This window comes from Bacillus sp. FSL K6-3176 (assembly GCF_038003325.1).
GTDB lineage: Bacteria > Bacillota > Bacilli > Bacillales > Bacillaceae > Bacillus > Bacillus altitudinis.
In genome coordinates this window covers 2,305,925-2,323,375 of sequence record NZ_JBBOOX010000001.1, presented here as the reverse complement: position 1 = coordinate 2,323,375, position 17,451 = coordinate 2,305,925, and the positions used below count along the sequence as shown (strand labels likewise).

General features: G+C 41.0%; 19 protein-coding genes. 15 read left to right on the top strand and 4 right to left on the bottom strand.

Features of this window, described 5'->3' with window-relative positions; translation table 11 throughout:
* Window positions 1–5: 5 nt before the first annotated feature.
* The 7 genes from MHB38_RS12070 (at window position 6) to MHB38_RS12040 (ending at window position 7,389) form a co-directional block, all read left to right on the top strand.
* The gene (locus MHB38_RS12070) at window positions 6–827 is read left to right on the top strand and encodes a pyruvate, water dikinase regulatory protein (RefSeq protein WP_008342399.1); all 822 of its coding nucleotides are present in this window, start codon (window positions 6–8) and stop codon (window positions 825–827) included.
* 261 nt (window positions 828–1,088) lie between these two features.
* Window positions 1,089–1,589 carry a YaiI/YqxD family protein gene (locus MHB38_RS12065; RefSeq protein WP_008342395.1) on the top strand — a complete coding sequence of 167 codons (501 nt, stop codon included), beginning with the start codon at window positions 1,089–1,091 and terminating at the stop codon, window positions 1,587–1,589.
* A gap of 33 nt (window positions 1,590–1,622) precedes the next feature.
* Window positions 1,623–3,452, top strand: a complete 1,830-nt coding sequence (gene dnaG, locus MHB38_RS12060; protein WP_008342393.1) for a DNA primase — start codon at window positions 1,623–1,625, stop codon at window positions 3,450–3,452.
* 203 nt (window positions 3,453–3,655) lie between these two features.
* Window positions 3,656–4,777, top strand: a complete 1,122-nt coding sequence (gene rpoD / locus MHB38_RS12055; RefSeq protein WP_008342392.1) for an RNA polymerase sigma factor RpoD — start codon at window positions 3,656–3,658, stop codon at window positions 4,775–4,777.
* A 301-nt stretch (window positions 4,778–5,078) separates the two neighbouring features.
* Window positions 5,079–5,438 carry a cytochrome c550 gene (gene cccA / locus MHB38_RS12050; protein WP_008342390.1) on the top strand — a complete coding sequence of 120 codons (360 nt, stop codon included), beginning with the start codon at window positions 5,079–5,081 and terminating at the stop codon, window positions 5,436–5,438.
* Between the two features lie 120 nt (window positions 5,439–5,558).
* Window positions 5,559–6,275 (top strand): tRNA (adenine(22)-N(1))-methyltransferase, encoded by a 717-nt coding sequence (locus tag MHB38_RS12045; protein WP_017367620.1) that lies wholly within the window; start codon window positions 5,559–5,561, stop codon window positions 6,273–6,275.
* Window positions 6,268–7,389: a Nif3-like dinuclear metal center hexameric protein gene (locus MHB38_RS12040; RefSeq protein WP_171465585.1), complete on the top strand. Its 1,122-nt coding sequence runs from the start codon at window positions 6,268–6,270 to the stop codon at window positions 7,387–7,389. The genes MHB38_RS12045 and MHB38_RS12040 overlap by 8 nt, the downstream gene beginning before the upstream one ends.
* A gap of 36 nt (window positions 7,390–7,425) precedes the next feature.
* On the opposite strand, the gene MHB38_RS12035 is transcribed toward MHB38_RS12040, so the two are convergent.
* Entirely contained in the window at window positions 7,426–8,370 is a 945-nt protein-coding gene (locus MHB38_RS12035; RefSeq protein ID WP_007501283.1) for a 4-hydroxy-3-methylbut-2-enyl diphosphate reductase, read from the bottom strand.
* Window positions 8,371–8,526: 156 nt separating this feature from the next.
* Entirely contained in the window at window positions 8,527–9,198 is a 672-nt protein-coding gene (gene vrrA / locus MHB38_RS12030; RefSeq protein WP_341003494.1) for a VrrA/YqfQ family protein, read from the bottom strand.
* Between the two features lie 155 nt (window positions 9,199–9,353).
* On the opposite strand from vrrA, the gene MHB38_RS12025 reads away from it, so the two are divergent.
* Together MHB38_RS12025 and MHB38_RS12020 are read left to right on the top strand one after the other, a co-directional pair.
* Complete coding sequence (locus MHB38_RS12025) at window positions 9,354–10,673, top strand: DEAD/DEAH box helicase (protein WP_007501280.1); 1,320 nt, start codon at window positions 9,354–9,356, stop codon at window positions 10,671–10,673.
* A 9-nt stretch (window positions 10,674–10,682) separates the two neighbouring features.
* The gene (locus MHB38_RS12020; protein ID WP_017358005.1) at window positions 10,683–11,576 is read left to right on the top strand and encodes a deoxyribonuclease IV; all 894 of its coding nucleotides are present in this window, start codon (window positions 10,683–10,685) and stop codon (window positions 11,574–11,576) included.
* Between the two features lie 49 nt (window positions 11,577–11,625).
* On the opposite strand, the gene MHB38_RS12015 is transcribed toward MHB38_RS12020, so the two are convergent.
* The gene (locus MHB38_RS12015; RefSeq protein ID WP_008342377.1) at window positions 11,626–11,880 is read right to left on the bottom strand and encodes a DUF2624 domain-containing protein; all 255 of its coding nucleotides are present in this window, start codon (window positions 11,878–11,880) and stop codon (window positions 11,626–11,628) included.
* Window positions 11,881–12,020: 140 nt separating this feature from the next.
* Between MHB38_RS12015 and MHB38_RS12010 the strand changes: the two genes are divergently transcribed.
* From MHB38_RS12010 to MHB38_RS11990, 5 genes are all read left to right on the top strand, one after another.
* Window positions 12,021–12,902: a YitT family protein gene (locus MHB38_RS12010; protein WP_017367617.1), complete on the top strand. Its 882-nt coding sequence runs from the start codon at window positions 12,021–12,023 to the stop codon at window positions 12,900–12,902.
* A 136-nt stretch (window positions 12,903–13,038) separates the two neighbouring features.
* Entirely contained in the window at window positions 13,039–13,815 is a 777-nt protein-coding gene (locus MHB38_RS12005) for a metal ABC transporter ATP-binding protein (RefSeq protein WP_008342368.1), read from the top strand.
* On the top strand, window positions 13,815–14,675 hold the full coding sequence (locus MHB38_RS12000; RefSeq protein WP_007501274.1) for a metal ABC transporter permease: 861 nt from the start codon (window positions 13,815–13,817) through the stop codon (window positions 14,673–14,675). Before MHB38_RS12005 ends, MHB38_RS12000 begins: the two co-directional genes overlap by 1 nt.
* Window positions 14,653–15,081: a Fur family transcriptional regulator gene (locus MHB38_RS11995; RefSeq protein ID WP_003217433.1), complete on the top strand. Its 429-nt coding sequence runs from the start codon at window positions 14,653–14,655 to the stop codon at window positions 15,079–15,081. The genes MHB38_RS12000 and MHB38_RS11995 overlap by 23 nt, the downstream gene beginning before the upstream one ends.
* 141 nt (window positions 15,082–15,222) lie before the next feature.
* Window positions 15,223–16,140, top strand: a complete 918-nt coding sequence (locus tag MHB38_RS11990) for an ROK family protein (protein WP_202734341.1) — start codon at window positions 15,223–15,225, stop codon at window positions 16,138–16,140.
* Window positions 16,141–16,367: 227 nt separating this feature from the next.
* On the opposite strand, the gene MHB38_RS11985 is transcribed toward MHB38_RS11990, so the two are convergent.
* The gene (locus tag MHB38_RS11985) at window positions 16,368–16,946 is read right to left on the bottom strand and encodes a 5' nucleotidase, NT5C type (protein ID WP_008342361.1); all 579 of its coding nucleotides are present in this window, start codon (window positions 16,944–16,946) and stop codon (window positions 16,368–16,370) included.
* A gap of 139 nt (window positions 16,947–17,085) precedes the next feature.
* Between MHB38_RS11985 and MHB38_RS11980 the strand changes: the two genes are divergently transcribed.
* A complete protein-coding gene (locus MHB38_RS11980) occupies window positions 17,086–17,448 on the top strand; it encodes a DUF308 domain-containing protein (protein ID WP_008342359.1) in 363 nt (120 codons plus the stop codon).
* Window positions 17,449–17,451: the final 3 nt, after the last annotated feature.

Here is a 17,451-nt window from a genome sequence, read left to right as displayed (position 1 = left end):
ATGTTATGAGTAATCGCGTAATTTTTGTTGTATCAGATTCAGTAGGAGAAACGGCAGAGCTCGTGGTCAAAGCGGCACTTAGCCAATTTGATGGCGGCTCATCCGACCATTCAAATATTAGAAGAATCCCATATGTAGAGGATGTTGGTACGATTAAAGAAGTCATTTCACTGGCGAAAGCAGATAATGGGATCGTCTGCTTTACTCTTGTTGTGCCAGAAATGCGCCAATTCTTAATAGAAGAAGCAGAAGCCAATGGCGTCGTGTACTATGACATTATCGGTCCACTTATTGATAAAATGGAGACGGCATATGGAAATGAAGCGAAACATGAGCCAGGTCGTGTACGTCAATTAGATGAGGACTATTTTAAAAAGGTAGAAGCCATTGAGTTCGCTGTGAAATATGATGATGGCCGGGACCCAAGAGGTATTCTAAAGGCTGATATTGTGCTGATTGGTGTATCGCGTACGTCTAAGACACCACTTTCTCAGTACTTAGCACATAAACGCTTGAAGGTAGCAAACGTTCCGATTGTTCCTGAAGTTGATCCGCCGGAGGAGTTATTCTCAGTTGATCCAAAAAAATGCATCGGCCTGAAAATTAGTCCAGACAAACTAAATCATATCCGTAAAGAACGTTTAAAATCACTCGGTTTAAATGACCGTGCCATTTATGCGAATATCGAGCGGATTAAAGAGGAACTAGAATATTTTGAAAAAGTGGTTGACCGAATTAACTGTCAAGTTGTTGATGTATCGAATAAAGCAGTTGAGGAGACAGCAAATGTCATTCATCAAATGCTGACCAAAAGAGGTTCCGAATAAACTCAGGATGCTCCTCCTGGGTTTTTCCTATGGTGGGAAACGGGTAAACAAAAACAATAGCATATTTGCTGCATTTGTATTATAATAAAAAATTGTGATAAAATGATTGATTTTAGGTTTAAGTTAAGTCAAGAACGAATAAACTAATATTGGCAGAAGTCAAGTGATTCTGAACATAACTTTTCGACAAAATGAGTTTTACTGTTGATTGCTTTATGGGGGAAAAGTATGGTCTTTTTGCTTCTCTAAAGCAGGAATAAGGTGGAGGGATGGAGAATTAGTCACCTGAATGAACGTAAAAAAGAAAGGACGATTTATGTCGATGCAGATGCTTGTCCTGTAAAAGACGAAATCCTTTCTGTCGCATCTCAATTTCAAGTACCTGTGACTTTCATTGCTTCATATGAGCATTTTCAAACCAAACGATCACCACTTGAAGATTGGCGGTTTGTTGATACACATAAGGAAGCAGCAGATTTAGTCATTGCGAACTTAGCTGTCAAGCACGATATTGTTGTCACCCAGGATATTGGTCTGGCCTCCTTACTGCTTCCAAGACAAGTCATTGTTCTGTCTGAAAGAGGACGAATGTACACAAACGAAACAATTGATTTTGATTTGGAACGCAGGCATGTTTCCAGTAAACAGCGAAGAAAAGGTGTATACGGAAAAGGTCCCAAAAAGCTTTTAGAAGAGGATAAAAAGCGATTTATTGCCCAACTACAAAAAATCCTGTCGAATCATGAAGGATTTTTGAATTAAAAGGCGAATAATGTACGACGGAGTGTTATTAGGATGAGCAAACGTATACCAGATGAACTTTTGGAGCAAATCCAAAAAAACGCAGACATTGTCGAAGTGATTGGAGAATACGTACAGCTTAGAAAACAAGGTCGGAATTACTTCGGTCTTTGTCCATTCCATGGTGAAAATACTCCTTCATTCTCTGTTTCAGCAGATAAGCAAATCTTCCATTGTTTTGGCTGTGGTGCAGGAGGTAATGTATTTTCGTTCCTCAGACAAATGGAAGGCTACTCATTTATTGAAGCCGTTTCACATGTTGCTGATAAGTACCATATTGATTTGCCGGATCATGTAGCGAATGCGCAGATCAGTTCCTCACAGCAAGAGGATACAGCAGATCATAAAATGATTGAGGCGCATGAACTTCTTAAGAAATTTTACCACCATTTGCTGGTAAATACAAAGGAAGGTCAAAACGCACTCGATTATTTAAGGTCCAGGGGCTTTACGGATGAAACAATTGCCAAGTTTGAGATCGGGTATGCTCTCGACTCGTGGGATTTCGTGACCAAGTTTTTAGAAAAACGAGGGTTTGATCCTGCGATGATGGAGAAGGCTGGTCTTTTGATTCAACGAGAAAACGGCACAGGTTTTTTTGACCGCTTTAGAGATCGTGTCATGTTTCCAATTCATGATCATCACGGGACGGTTGTCGCTTTTTCTGGAAGATCACTTGGTGATCAGCAGCCAAAGTATATGAATAGTCCTGAAACGCCACTTTTTCATAAAAGTAAGCTGCTTTATCACTTTCATGACGCGCGTATGCATATTAGAAAACGCGAACGTGCAGTCCTTTTCGAAGGATTTGCTGACGTCATCTCGGCTGTCACAAGTGGTGTTGGCGAAAGTGTTGCAACAATGGGTACGTCTTTAACAGAAGAGCACGTAAAGCTTCTTAGGCGGAACGTAGAAGAGATCATTTTATGTTATGACTCTGACACGGCCGGGTATGAAGCGACCATGAAAGCATCAGATTTGCTTGGAAAAAGAGGATGTAAAGTTCGCGTTGCCATGATACCAGATGGACTTGATCCAGATGATTACATTCGTAAATATGGCGGCGAGAAATTTAGGAATGACATCATAGATGCAAGTGTGACATTAATGACATTTAAGATGAACTTTTTCCGAAGAGGAAAGAATTTGTCTGACGAAGGAGACCGCCTGACTTACATGAAGCAGGTTCTCCGAGAAATTAGCCGATTAAACGGTTCCTTGGAACAAGAGATTTACATGAAGCAGCTGGCTGGGGAGTTCTCCATTTCACTTGACTCATTAAAGGAGCAATTGGAGCTTTTTGAAAAGCAGCAGCGCCAAGAGGCCAAGAGCTCACAAGAAGAAAATGGACTTGAAAAGCGGCGTGCACATCTGTCAACACAGGTAAGACGAAAACGTCTAAGGCCGGCATATGAAAACGCAGAGCGAATGCTCCTTGCACATATGTTAAAAAATGATGACGTGATCCGAAAAGTGCTTGATAGGATAGGGTTTGAATTTAATATAGATTCGCACAGAGCGCTGGCAACATACATTTATGCATTGTATGAAGAAGGCAAGGAGCCGACCCCGCAGCATCTGATGAACCGTATAGAAGATGATGTGATCAATCAGCTCCTGACGGATATATTCATGATTCAAGTTGGAGACGAACTAAGTGAAGCTGAATTAAGTGATTATGTAAAAAAAGTGTTGAATCATCGGAATTTGTCAATGATAAAGGAAAAAGAACTAGAACGTGCAGAGGCGGAGAGGCAAAAAGATTTCTTCAAAGCGGCAACACTTGCAAAAGAAATTATTCAGTTGAACCGTTCGCTGAAGTAATACGTCTACTATTTATGACAAGACTTACGGCTGGCAATGAATCCTTTAATGGGAGGAGCATAAGACCGCAAGCATCTTGCCTTCATCATTATTTATTTTATTCCTATTTGCTCATTCTGTTTGATAGAGAGAGAAAGGCAGAGCAGAAGCAAATCGCAAGTTACTTTAGAATTCGTTGCAAGCTTTGGAAGGAGGGATCCATAATGGCTGATAAACAAGCCCACGAAACTGAAACTGAATTAACCTTTGAACAGGTGAGAGATAAGCTCACTGAAACGGGTAAAAAACGGGGCGTTTTAACATACGAAGAAATTGCAGAGCGTATGTCTAGCTTTGAAATTGAATCAGACCAGATGGATGAATACTATGAATACTTAGGCGAACAGGGTGTAGAACTCATCAGTGAAAACGAAGAGACTGAAGACCCAAATGTTCAGCAGCTGGCTAAGGCAGAAGAAGAATTTGACCTGAATGATTTAAGCGTACCACCAGGTGTCAAAATTAATGATCCTGTTCGTATGTACTTAAAAGAGATCGGGCGCGTCAATTTGCTATCTGCGAAAGAAGAGATTACGTATGCTCAAAAGATTGAAGAAGGCGATGAGGAATCAAAAAGAAGATTAGCGGAAGCGAACCTTCGTCTCGTTGTCAGCATTGCGAAACGTTATGTTGGTCGTGGTATGCTGTTCCTTGACTTGATTCAAGAAGGAAACATGGGGCTCATGAAGGCGGTTGAGAAGTTTGATTACCGCAAAGGATACAAATTCTCAACATATGCGACTTGGTGGATTAGACAGGCGATCACACGTGCGATTGCCGATCAGGCGAGAACAATCCGGATCCCGGTTCATATGGTGGAAACCATTAATAAATTAATCCGTGTCCAAAGACAGCTTCTACAAGATCTAGGTAGAGAACCAACGCCAGAAGAAATTGCGGAAGACATGGATTTAACACCAGAGAAAGTAAGAGAAATTCTTAAAATTGCGCAAGAGCCAGTATCTTTAGAAACACCTATTGGTGAGGAAGATGACTCGCATCTTGGTGATTTTATCGAAGACCAAGAGGCGACTTCTCCATCAGACCATGCTGCCTATGAGCTCTTAAAAGAGCAGCTTGAAGATGTATTAGATACGCTAACGGACCGTGAAGAAAATGTGCTGAGACTGCGTTTCGGACTAGATGACGGAAGAACACGCACATTAGAAGAGGTAGGAAAGGTGTTTGGCGTAACAAGAGAGCGTATTCGCCAAATTGAAGCGAAAGCTCTTCGTAAATTAAGACACCCAAGCAGAAGTAAACGATTAAAAGACTTCTTAGAATAGAAACCGGACGGATCTTGAGAGAGATCCGTTCTTTCTTCATCAAAATGAAAACGCTTTTTTGATCTGATTATATTTTACTGAATAACAAATGAATTTGCAACGTTCTTAGAGAAAAGATGTATAAAAAATACATCTAAATGTGCTGAAGGCTTCTTTTCTCATTTTGAATCATTTTTGTCTAATCTGTGAACTTGACCAAAGTTTTGTATCATAATTCGTTTACTTTTTGTAAAATTAAAGTAGAATTAGAATTGTTTGCATAGTCTCAAAGGGGTTTTTCACAAAGGGGAGGATGAAAGAAATGAAACGGAATCCACTTATACCATTCTTATTGATTGCCATTTTAGGTATTGGACTCACTTTTTTCTTATCAATGAAGGGGCTGAAAGATGAAGACAAAATTGCCTCTGGGGGCAAAGAGCAAAAGCAAGAAGAGACCGCAAATGCAACGCCGGAAGAATTGTATAAGCAGAACTGTATTAGCTGTCATGGGGAAAACTACGAAGGTGGCGCTGGTCCTGCATTAAAAGGTGTTGGCGACAAGCTTGAAGTAGCAGACATCAAGAAGAAAATTCAAGAAGGCGGAAATGGGATGCCGGGCGGGCTAATTCCGAATGAAAAGCTCGATGAAATGTCAGAATGGGTATCCAAAATTAAATAATAAAGCGCAAAAAGCTCTTTTTCATCAGAAGAGCTTTTTTCATTTGAAAACGACTTTTAAAAAGTCCATAATTTATATAAGATAGACAAGTATGAACATTAAAGAAAAGTAGTGATATGGATGAATGAAATGAATTTGTCAAAACGATTAAAAAGAGTCGCAGACTTTTTACCAAAAGAGGCGGTCTTTGCTGATATTGGCTCAGATCATGCCTATTTGCCATGTTATGCGATATTACATCATAAAGCATTGAAAGCCATTGCTGGTGAAATTACTGATGGACCACTTCAATCTGCGAAGCAGCAAGTACATAGGCTTGAATTAGATGAGCAGATTTCAGTCAGAAAAGGAAATGGCCTTGAAGTGATTGAAAAAGGCGAGGTAAATGCTGTCACGATTGCAGGGATGGGCGGAGCACTTATTGCAAGCATTCTAAATGAAGGTAAACACAAGCTCACAGGGCAGGAGAGGCTTATTCTTCAGCCTAATATTCATGCCCACCATATTCGTTTATGGCTCTATCAAGAGGGGTATGAATTGATGGATGAAGTGATTTTAGAAGAGGATGGCAAAATATACGAAATCATCATTGCCGAAACTGGCGACAAAGATAAAGCCTATGAAGGCATGTCGATTGAAAAAGGCATGCTCGTTGGTCCGTTTCTTGCCAAAGAGCAAAATGATGTCTTCCGGCGCAAATGGATGAATGAGCTTCAGCACATGGAGCATATAGAAGGCCAGATTCAAAAAGCAGCGCCGACGGAAGAGAACAAAGAACGTCTGAAAGAGCTGAATGCGAAAATAAAAATGCTAAAGGAGGTTTTGACTGTTGGCTAAAACAGTGAACGGGCATGAAATCATCCAATTATTTGAGCAATTCTCACCAAAGGCATATGCGGTGGAAGGTGATAAAATTGGGCTCCAGATTGGAACGCTAAATAAAAAAGTGACCAATGTCATGATCACCTTAGATGTATTAGAAAATGTGGTAGATGAGGCAATTGAGCGGAAGGTGGATCTCATTATTGCCCACCATCCGCCAATTTTCCGTCCATTAAAACATGTGGCGACAGATCAGCCGGCAGGACGGATCATTGAGAAATGCATCAAACATGATATTGCGGTGTATGTAGCACATACAAACCTGGATGTGGCTGATGGAGGAGTCAATGACTTGCTTGCAGAGGCTTTAGAGCTCGGGGAAACAAAAGTGCTAGTTCCAACATACGAAGATCCAATTAAGCAGCTAGCTTTGTATGTCCCAGTGGAATTTGAAGAGGCCATCAGGACGGCTTTAGGAAATGCGGGAGCTGGCCATATTGGCAACTACAGTCATTGCGCTTTTTCAAATGAAGGGACAGGCAGTTTTCTGCCATCAGAAGAAGCTGTGCCATTTATTGGTGAGACGGGTAAATTGGAATTTGTGAAAGAAGTACGAATTGAAACCATTTTCCCAGCGAGTATTGAAAAACAAGTGATTCGTGAAATGATCAAAGCACACCCTTATGAAGAAGTGGCTTACAGTGTACACACGACAGATCTTCCTCCTATTCAAAAAGGCCTTGGCCGTATTGGAGAATTAAAAGAACCTATGACACTTAAAGACTTCACTCAATTTGTGAAAACGAAGTTAGATGTGAATGGAGCGCGTTTTGTAGGAGATCAGGAAGCGGTCGTGAAAAAAGTAGCTGTGCTTGGAGGAGACGGAAATAAATATATCCATCAAGCGAAAAGAATGGGTGCAGATGTGTACGTGACTGGCGACCTTTATTTCCATGTCGCTCACGATGCCATGATGCTCGGACTGAATGTAGTGGACCCAGGTCATTACGCAGAAAAGATCATGAAAGAGGGCGTGAAGACAAAGCTAGAATCGCTATGTACAGATAAAAAACATGATGTGCAATTCTTTGTATCAGAATCAAACACAAATCCGTTTCAATTTGTGTAAATAAAAACGTCAGAGCATAGCAGCTCTGACGTTTTTTTATTTCTTTGTTTTCACGCGAGGTAATATCTTAGAAAGAGGAACCGTCCGTTCAATTTTCCATGTCGATTCATCATCAGGTTCATAGTTTTCTAAGAAACGAATGACTTCTTTTGTAATAGGTGTTGGTGTGGAAGCACCTGCAGTAACGGCAACTGTTTTTACACCTTGGAGCCATTCAAGCTTTAACTCACTGAGATCACCAATTCGGTAAGCCTGCGTTCCTGCAATCTCCATTGACACTTGCGCCAGACGATTTGAGTTATTGCTTTTTGGATCGCCGACCACAATGGTCAGATCGGCTTGGCCTGCTTGCTGTGACACAGCTTCCTGACGTACCTGTGTCGCAAGGCAGATTTCTTGATGGTACTCGACGTGAGGATATTTTTCTTTAATGAGCTCCATCAGATCATGAACATCCCACTGAGACATTGTCGTCTGATTGGTGATGAGCAGTTTATCTGACGTTAAATCGAGCGCTTTAATATCAGCTTCTGTTTCAACAAGGTGGACTTTGTCAGGTGCAACACCGACGGCTCCTTCTGGCTCAGGGTGCCCCTTTTTCCCGATATAAATAATGTCATATCCATCAGCTGTTTTTTCTGAAATGAGTTCATGTGTTTTCGTGACATCTGGACAGGTCGCATCAATGGCGACAAGGCCTTTTTCTTCTGCAATTTGACGGACTTCAGGAGATACGCCGTGAGCGGTGAAAATGACTGTACCACTTTCAACCTGCTTTAAAATATCCAGACGGTTTGGTCCGTCCAGTGTGTAAATTCCATCTTCTTCGAAGGCATCTGTGACATGTTTGTTGTGCACAATCATACCTAATATATAAATTGGGCGTGGCAAGTTTTTATCAAGTGCGGCATTTTTAGCAATGACCATTGCATCTACAACGCCATAGCAATAGCCACGCGGCGAAATTTTAATTACATTCATTTATTCGTCCTCCTGTAGGGAAGTGCTGCTAGAGAAGAACAATATAAAAAGCCGTGAAAAACGGCTTTTGATCATTCTCTTCCTTCATTATAGCCAAAGTAAGCGCATATATCAAAGATTGTTATACATGGGAAACACTTCGCCTTTAAAAGGTCACTAGACATATAGTTTCGGAATGGAACTGCCCGATCTTTTTTTCGGTTTTACTTCAGGAGCAGTTGATGTGTGTACAGTCCCTTTTTTGACAAGGATGTCCTCTGGTTCTTCTTCTTTTCCTTCTTCTATTTCATCATCAACCGGTTCGTGCGGAACGTCTGTTTCTGCAGTGATTTCTTTTGGTTCTTCGTCTGCATCATTCGTATTTGTTTCATCATCATCCGCACTGCCAAGCTGGCTATAGAGTTTAATCATGGCAGGCAAATTTCTGACTAAAGGACCATATTGCTGAATCATAGGCGTGAATTGCTGCGCCATTCCGAGTACTTTTTGAACATTTCCTAACATGCTTGAAAGGTTCGCAGGGTTTGCGAAGCTCTGGATTCCTTGTAATCCCGCACCACCTCCAGCTCCAGGAAGAAATTTTGCCAGCATGCCCTTAATTCCGGCGCCGCCGCCTAGTGCTCGGCTTTCGCCTCCAGGAATGCCACCCATCCCGCGTAGACCGCCGCGAGGCATCATTTGTTGAAATTGGTTGCCTTGCCCTTGAAAAGGCTGTTCGATCGGAGCCTGCTGTCTCCGTTGAAAAATCCCGGGCTGACCGCCATTTCCAAGGTGCCGGCGTGAGGGACGATGCGGCTGAAAATCGCCCATAGGCCTTTGCCCTAACATACTTGTACCTCCCTTACTGCATTCTCTTTCTCTTCATAGGTTATGCAGGGAAGTATCATTTGGTTTCCTGTGAGAAAAGCGGACATGGTTTTTTTGCTGAAAATCAGCTATAATGAGGAGATGAGCAAAAAGGCATTGCCTTAAGGAGTGAAAACATGAAAGAAACGAAATTTACGACATATGAATTAAAGTCTTTTATTATAGATGCTATTCATGAACTGGGCTTTTATGAGCCGACTGATATTCAAAAAAGAATTATCCCTGCTGTTTTAAAAGGTGAAAGCGTGATTGGACAGTCTCAAACAGGGACAGGGAAAACCCATGCGTATTTATTGCCGCTTATTCATTCAATTGATCCAAGCAAAGAGCAAGTACAAGTGGTCATTACTGCACCAACACGAGAATTAGCTAATCAAATTTTTAAAGAAGCACAAACGATCTTAAAAAATACGACTCCAGAAGAAGAAATCAAGGCAAAGCTTTACATTGGCGGAACGGACAAGCAGAAATCCATTCAAAAGCTAAAGAATCAGCCGCACTTAGTGGTCGGCACTCCTGGACGTATTGCTGATCTTATTCATGAGCAAGCGCTGAATGTGTACAAAGCAACATCTCTTGTCATTGATGAAGCTGACCTTATGCTAGATATGGGCTTTTTAGAAGATGTGGATCGTATTGGTTCACAAATGCCAGAACAGTTGCAAATGCTCGTGTTCTCAGCAACTATTCCAGAAAAATTAAAACCTTTCCTCAAAAAATATATGGATAATCCGAAATATGCACATGTTGAACCGAAACGCATTACGGCTGAAAACATTCAGCATATTTTAGTTCCATCTAAACAACGTGATAAATTAAAATTACTTCATGAAATGGTGACGAATGTACAGCCTTATTTAGGAATCATCTTTGCCAATACAAAATCAACTGTTGATGAAATTGCCTCATTCCTACAGGAAAAAGGAATGAAAATTGGGGTGCTTCATGGCGGTTTAACGCCTCGTGAACGTAAAAAAGTGATGAAACAAATTGAAGATTTGGAGTTCACATATATTGTGGCATCTGATCTTGCTGCCCGCGGGATTGATATTAAGGGCGTCAGCCACGTGATTAACTATGAGCTCCCATCCGATCTTGATTTTTATGTTCACCGTGTGGGAAGAACGGCTCGCGCTGGTTCATCTGGCATTGCAATGACCATTTATGATCTCGCTGATGAGGATGCACTCGTTCAAATTGAAAAAATGGGTGTTGTGTTTGAAAACAAAACAATTGTTCATGGCGAATGGCGAGATGCAGATGATCGTTTGAAGCGTCAAAGACGTAAAAAAGCACCAAATGAAATTGAAGAAAAAGCAAAACGCCTTGTCAGAAAACCGAAAGCCGTCAAACCTGGATATAAAAAGAAAATGACACGTGAGATGGATAAGATCAAAAGACAAGAACGTAGAAAGTCAAAGCGTAACGGAAAGTAGGGGGACACATTGTTGAAGATTGGATCACATGTATCCATGAGCGGAAAACATATGCTTCTTGCAGCGAGTGAGGAAGCTGCCTCTTATGGTTCAAATACTTTTATGATTTATACAGGTGCACCGCAAAATACGCGCCGTAAAAAAATTGAAGATCTCAATATTGAAGCTGGACAAGCGCATATGAAAGAGCATGGTATGACAGATATCGTCGTTCATGCACCGTATATTATCAATATTGGGAACACAGTGAATCCAGCGACATTTGAGCTTGGAGTGGACTTCCTTCGCTCTGAGATAGAGCGTACAGAAGCGCTAGGTGCAAGACAAATTGTTCTTCATCCAGGTGCGCATGTCGGAGCAGGTGCAGATGCTGGAATTCAAAAAATCATTGAAGGTCTCAATGAAGTCATTGTGAAGGGGCAGGAGGTTCAAATTGCGCTGGAAACAATGGCGGGAAAAGGATCAGAGTGCGGAAGAAGCTTTGAAGAGCTTGCCCAAATTATTGACGGTGTGACACATAACGAAGCACTTTCTGTTTGCTTTGATACGTGTCACACGCACGATGCAGGTTATCCCATTGTGAGTGATTTTGATGGAGTATTAGAAGAATTTGATCGAATTGTCGGGATCGACCGAATCAAAGTTCTTCATATTAATGATAGTAAAAATGTACAAGGCGCAAGAAAAGACCGACATGAAAATATCGGTTTTGGAGAAATTGGTTTTGATGCCCTGAGCTATATCGTTCATCATCCACAGCTTCAAGATGTGCCGAAGATTCTAGAAACGCCTTATGTAGGTGAAGATAAAAAGAACAAGAAACCACCTTACAAATTCGAAATTGCGATGCTGAAAGAAAAGCAATTTGATGAAGGTTTACTAGATAAGATTACGGGTCAATAAAAAGTGCATGCAATGTGATGAGGTGCCGCTAAATGCGGCCCTTTTTTGCCTAATTTGTGAATTGATTAAACAGATCATTGACGGTCTGTGCTGTCTGTTTAGACGTAATCGCTTCCACTTGCTTAAGCAGCCGGTTGCGCTCTGCATCATTAAAAATATTGACGTTTTTCCCATTCATGAGTTTGGCGACCTCAGCAGCCTGATTGGATGTTAAGCTGACCCCATACTGTTTCGCATACCTTAACAAATCATTTGCTGTGATCTGATTCAGACGCTGTAACACAATTTTTTGAATTAAAATCAATTCCATTCCTCCCCTCTGTATCAATGTATGGGCGAAAACGGAAAATGTGCAAAAAATTTTATTTTACTCTGTGAAATGATAAAATAGTAAAGTGAATAAAATGTTCATTGAAAACTAAACATGTGTAGAAGGGAGAACGTATGGCAAATAGTAAACAGCATAAAAAGGAATCAGTGCCTCATTTTATTTTGAGAATTTTTCTGATTCTAGTAGGAGCTGCATGTGCAGCAGTCAGCATTGAATTATTTTTAGTGCCAAACAATATTATTGATGGAGGCATCATCGGTATTTCGCTTATTTTGGATTATCTTTTTACGGATAACCCATTCATTAATTTCGCGACGATTGTTGTCATTTTAAATATTCCATTTATGATATCAGGATACAAACATATTGGGAAAACCTTTTTGGTTTCCACTGTGATTGGGATTGTCAGCTTGGCCGTGATTGAATCTTCACTTCATCATGTAGAGGCATTTACGACGCAGCCGATTTTAGCTACTGTATTTGGGGGGCTGTTACTCGGGTTTGGCGTTGGGCTTGTGATACGGAATGGAGGCTCAATGGACGGAACGGAAATCTTAGGAATTCTTCTGACGAAAAAAATTCCTTTCTCCGTCGGTGAGTTTGTCATGATCGTCAATGTGTTCATTTTTATTTGGGCGGGCTTTGTCTTCGGACCGGAGCAAGCTATGTATTCTGTCATGACATATTATTTGGCAATGAAAACAATTGATGCTGTCATTCAAGGACTAGATGAAACAAAAGCTGTCATTATCGTTTCGGATTATTATGATGAAATTTCAGATGCGATTCTTCATCGTCTCGGCAGGGGAACGACCAAGCTTAGAGGAAAAGGCGGTTATACCGATGAAGAAAAAGATGTCATTTACGCCGTCGTGACAAGACTTGAAATTACGAAGCTGAAATCTATTGTGTTTGAAATTGATGGTCAAGCCTTTATTACGATTATGGATACGCATGAAACAAAAGGCGGTAAATTCAAAACAGCCATTCATTAGCTTTTATTTTACTTTTTTATCTTTCTTTTATATAATGAAATGTATGTATGGACAAAGAAAATGGCAAAAGCCATTTTCTTTTTGTTGTATAAATCGTAATCATTCTTTTTATATTGGATTAAAGGTGGAAAGATTTATGGCAAAGCCAATTATTGAAATGAAGGACATTTCGTATTCATATGGACAGCGAAATGTCATCGATCACATTCATTTAACGGTAGAGGAAGGAAACTTTCTAGCACTTGTTGGACCGAATGGATCTGGTAAAACAACCTTATTAAAATGCCTGCTTGGCTTGATTAAACCCCAGCAGGGAGAATTGAAGCTGTTTGGCACACCTGCTCAAAAATTTAAAGACTGGGATCAAATTGGATTTGTTTCTCAAAAGGCGAATAGCTTTAATACAGGGTTTCCTGCTTCTGTATACGAGGTCGTGGCAAGTGGTTTAACGGCGAAGATTGGTTTATTCAAACGCATGAGTAAGCAAGATAAGCTTCAAGTAGATGAGGCCATACGCTCAGTTGGCATACAAGACTTAAAACACCAAAACATTGGTGAGCTTTCAGGCGGTCAGCAGCAGCGTACATTTATTGCCCGTGCACTCGTCAGTCAGCCGAAGCTGCTTATTTTAGATGAGCCGACTGTGGGTGTAGACCAAAGAACAGTAGAAGGCTTTTATCAGCTGCTAGAAACATTGAACAAAGAAAAAGGAATGTCTTTAATTCTCGTTACACATGACGTAGGAACCGTTTCTGACAAAGTCACGCATGTGGCTTGTTTAAATCAGACACTTCATTTTCATGGAGATGCGGAAACGTTTGATTCGATGGATGATCAGGCGCTTTCTCAGTTTTACGGGCATGACATTCAAGTGATTCATCACGATCATCACCATCATGGGGGACATGAATAATGCTATTTCCATTTTTTCATTATGAATTTTTACAAAATGCGTTTATCGCAGGGATGCTGATCGGCTTTATTGCGCCCTTACTTGGTGTATTTATTGTCGTGAGAAGGCTCTCTCTCATCGCAGATGCGCTTAGTCACGTGTCACTTGCTGGGATAGCGGCAAGTTTATTCCTTGATAAAAAATTTGGACTTTTGACAGGGGTTAGCCCGCTTTACTTAGGAATGGCTTTTTCTGTGGCTGGCTCGTTGTTTATTGAACGTCTGCGCTCTGTGTATAAACATTATCAGGAGCTGGCGATTCCCATTATTTTATCAGGTGGTATTGGGATCTCTGTTATTTTCATTTCACTTGCAAATGGTTTTAATACAGATTTGTTCAGCTATTTGTTCGGAAGTGTCAGTGCGGTTTCAAGGCTCGATCTTTGGATCATTGTTGGGATCTCACTTGTCGTTGTATTAGTGGTTGTGCTCTTGTATAAAGAATTGTTTTTGCTTTCTTTTGATGAAGAACATGCGAAGGCTTCTGGTATTTCAGCTAAGTGGATTCATTTTATTTTTATTTTAGTTGTTGCACTTGTCATCGCAGCATCGATGCGTATTGTTGGTACACTCCTAGTGTCCGCACTCATGACACTGCCAGTTGCGGCAAGTATTCGGATTGCCAAAGGGTTTAAACAGGCGATTTTCCTTTCCATCTTATTTGGGGAATTGTCTGTCATGGTCGGCTTGATTTTAAGTTATTATCTTGATTTAGCGCCGGGTGGAACCATTGTGATGCTGTCTATTTTGATTTTAATCGGGTGTATTAGTATTGGGAAATTCAGAAGGGGGAATCATCATGAACGTACAAGAAGCGCTTGATTTATTAAAGGAAAAAGGCTATAAATATACAAGCAAACGTGAAGATATGCTTCAATTGTTTTCTGATTCTGATAAATACTTGACCGCTAAAAATGTATTAACAGCTTTAAGTGAAGATTACCCAGGGCTTAGTTTTGATACGATTTATCGAAACCTGTCTTTATATGAAGATCTTGGGATATTAGAGACAACGGAATTATCAGGGGAGAAACTGTTCCGTTTTAAATGTTCGTTTTCCCATCATCATCACCACTTTATTTGTTTGACATGCGGTAAAACAAAGGAAATCGACGCTTGCCCTATGGACAAGCTTGATGCTGATCTAGAGGATTATCACATTAGCGGACATAAATTTGAAATTTACGGAACGTGTCCTTCTTGCGAACCGAAGGAAGTTCATTCATGAAAGAAGCCAGCCGATGGGCTGGCTTTTTGTTTTGTCATGTTGAAAACGTTTTACAAAGGATAGCTGTTTCATTAAAATGAGAACAACAGATCATCTATAGAAGCAGATTTGAGTCTTTAGAAATAGGGGGTGGGGTCAAAAGTGGCGTATTATATCGTATTCGATGTAGGCGGGACAAAAACAAAGCATGGGGTCATGGATCGACATGGTGAGCTGATCACGAGCGGCGACTACGAAACAAACTGCCGGCAGCTTGAGCCGTTTTTAGAGGACATGGAGAACGTGGTGAAAGAGTATCAAAGGACTTGGGATATCAAAGGGATTGCGATGAGTCTTCCGGGGTTTGTTGACAGTCAAACGGGTTATACGGAATTTGCAGGAGCGATTATTGCTTTAAATGGCCAAAATGTCAAAACGCTTTTGGAAGAAAAAACATCACTTCGTGTAGAAGTAGAAAATGATGCGAACTGTGCAGCTCTGGCTGAAAAATTTAGTGGTCATGCGAAAGAGTGTGACAGCTTTATATGTATGACGCTTGGGACTGGTGTCGGCGGCGGTATTTTTGCTGGCGGAGAGCTTGTGCGCGGTGCCTCTTTTCGCGGCGGTGAATTTGGCATGATGCTGACAGAAACAGAAAGCGGTCAGTTTACGACACTCAACAGCAGTGCTTCGACAGCTGGATTGATACGAAGCTACAAAAAGCAGCAGGGAATTCCACAAAGTCAGCAAATCGACGGTCAAGAGATCTTTGAAAAAGCCAAGCATGATCCGGCCATTGAGAAGATGATCGATCAGTGGTACAAACGAATCGCAATTGGCATTTACAATGTGTCAACTGTTCTCAATCCAGAGAAAATCCTCATTGGCGGGGGCGTGAGTGCAAGGCCCGATTTGATTCCAAACATTGAGAAACATTTACATACTTTGCATGCATGGAAAAACATACAGGTGACACTGGAAACGTGCTATTACTTCAATCAGGCAGGTATGATGGGTGCACTTTATCATTTTTTAATAAAAGAAGGACATCATCGTACAATCAAAAAGCCGATACATTAAACGTATCGGCTTCAGCGTGTAGACAAACCCTCGCATTCTTTGTCAGTCCTGCGTTCCGGTGCTCACGAATGTCAAATTCGCTCCGCTCCAGTACTCGTCCTTCCTAGGGCTGCAAAGGTTTTCTATCACGCTGAAACGAAGACAAAGGGCTAAAATAAAGTTCATTTTAGCCCTTTGTCAACAATCTGAAGCCGATACATTAAAAACGTATCGGCTTTTGATCTGTTTTAGTAAGCAGTTTGCAGACGCTTTTCATACTGTTTGATCCATTGGGATGCTTCTTGCCAGTTATTCACGCGAATGATCCGTTCATCAATTGGCATTTGATTATACGGTGAGTTAAACAGAATCACTGGAATGTCAGCTTCTTTTGCAATCATTGTGGCATTGCCATGGTGATCTTCAAAAAACACATCGATCTTATGTTTTTGAACAGCTTCCACCTTATGATGTCCGCCAACAAGCTCGATATCGTCATAATGGACATGATTCTCCTCAAACCATTTGTAGGTGATGTCTGAGTGATGCTGCCTTCTGGCTGTGATATAAATCAATTGATGATGATGTTTCATTTGATTGAGGATTTCTTTTGCACCCTCGGCAGGCTTTGCCTGTTTATAAATAAGAGGCTCATACTCATTCATCCAGCCCCAAAATTCTTCATTTGAAATCTTTAAAAGCTTCGTCAAATCATATTCCGTCATATCATCTAGTGTGATGTCACATTGAAACGACTCATTTAAGTAGGGGACAAAGGTGTCCTGCGCCGTGACTGTGCCATCGATATCAATTCCTAAACGTAACATGCCCACACTCCTCATATTTATCCTCTTAAAGTGTAACATAATCAATTCACAATTCCAGCAAGTTTTAGCAAACATGAAACAGACATTTTTGCTCATACTAAAAAAGCTCCTTTCTATTAACCAAAAGGGGGAATTGATCATGGAAAGAGACGAAGATTTCAGAAGAAATGATCGTGAAATCGACACACACTTTAGTAATGATGATGGCTATTTAGAGGAAACAGCTGCTGAAATTGCAGAGCCATATCAAGCATCAAGAGATCGTGAAGACAGAAGAGAACGTGACCATGTAGGTGACGATTCAGGCAGTAAGGGGATAGGCTATACAGCACTCGCGATCGCGATTATCTCACTATTTGTCTTGCCGGTGCTATTAGGCGTAGCGGCAATCGTCGTTGGTTATATTGCAAGAAGAAAAGGAGCACATGCGCTTGGCGCATGGTCAATCGGGATCGGAATCGTTTCCGTCATCCTCGGCATCTTTATCACTCCGTTCTTTTAACAG

What these genes read in the sequence shown, in the direction of transcription:
- MHB38_RS12025 (WP_007501280.1), top strand. Translation starts at nt 9,354, where the DNA reads ATGAAAGAAACGAAATTTACGACATATGAATTAAAGTCTTTTATTATA.
- MHB38_RS12000 (WP_007501274.1), top strand. Translation starts at nt 13,815, where the DNA reads ATGCTATTTCCATTTTTTCATTATGAATTTTTACAAAATGCGTTTATC.
- rpoD (WP_008342392.1), top strand. Translation starts at nt 3,656, where the DNA reads ATGGCTGATAAACAAGCCCACGAAACTGAAACTGAATTAACCTTTGAA.
- cccA (WP_008342390.1), top strand. Translation starts at nt 5,079, where the DNA reads ATGAAACGGAATCCACTTATACCATTCTTATTGATTGCCATTTTAGGT.
- vrrA (WP_341003494.1), bottom strand. Translation starts at nt 9,198, where the DNA reads ATGTTAGGGCAAAGGCCTATGGGCGATTTTCAGCCGCATCGTCCCTCA.
- MHB38_RS12005 (WP_008342368.1), top strand. Translation starts at nt 13,039, where the DNA reads ATGGCAAAGCCAATTATTGAAATGAAGGACATTTCGTATTCATATGGA.
- MHB38_RS11995 (WP_003217433.1), top strand. Translation starts at nt 14,653, where the DNA reads ATGAACGTACAAGAAGCGCTTGATTTATTAAAGGAAAAAGGCTATAAA.
- dnaG (WP_008342393.1), top strand. Translation starts at nt 1,623, where the DNA reads ATGAGCAAACGTATACCAGATGAACTTTTGGAGCAAATCCAAAAAAAC.
- MHB38_RS12035 (WP_007501283.1), bottom strand. Translation starts at nt 8,370, where the DNA reads ATGAATGTAATTAAAATTTCGCCGCGTGGCTATTGCTATGGCGTTGTA.
- MHB38_RS11980 (WP_008342359.1), top strand. Translation starts at nt 17,086, where the DNA reads ATGGAAAGAGACGAAGATTTCAGAAGAAATGATCGTGAAATCGACACA.
- MHB38_RS11985 (WP_008342361.1), bottom strand. Translation starts at nt 16,946, where the DNA reads ATGTTACGTTTAGGAATTGATATCGATGGCACAGTCACGGCGCAGGAC.
- MHB38_RS12010 (WP_017367617.1), top strand. Translation starts at nt 12,021, where the DNA reads ATGGCAAATAGTAAACAGCATAAAAAGGAATCAGTGCCTCATTTTATT.
- MHB38_RS12045 (WP_017367620.1), top strand. Translation starts at nt 5,559, where the DNA reads ATGAATGAAATGAATTTGTCAAAACGATTAAAAAGAGTCGCAGACTTT.
- MHB38_RS12070 (WP_008342399.1), top strand. Translation starts at nt 6, where the DNA reads ATGAGTAATCGCGTAATTTTTGTTGTATCAGATTCAGTAGGAGAAACG.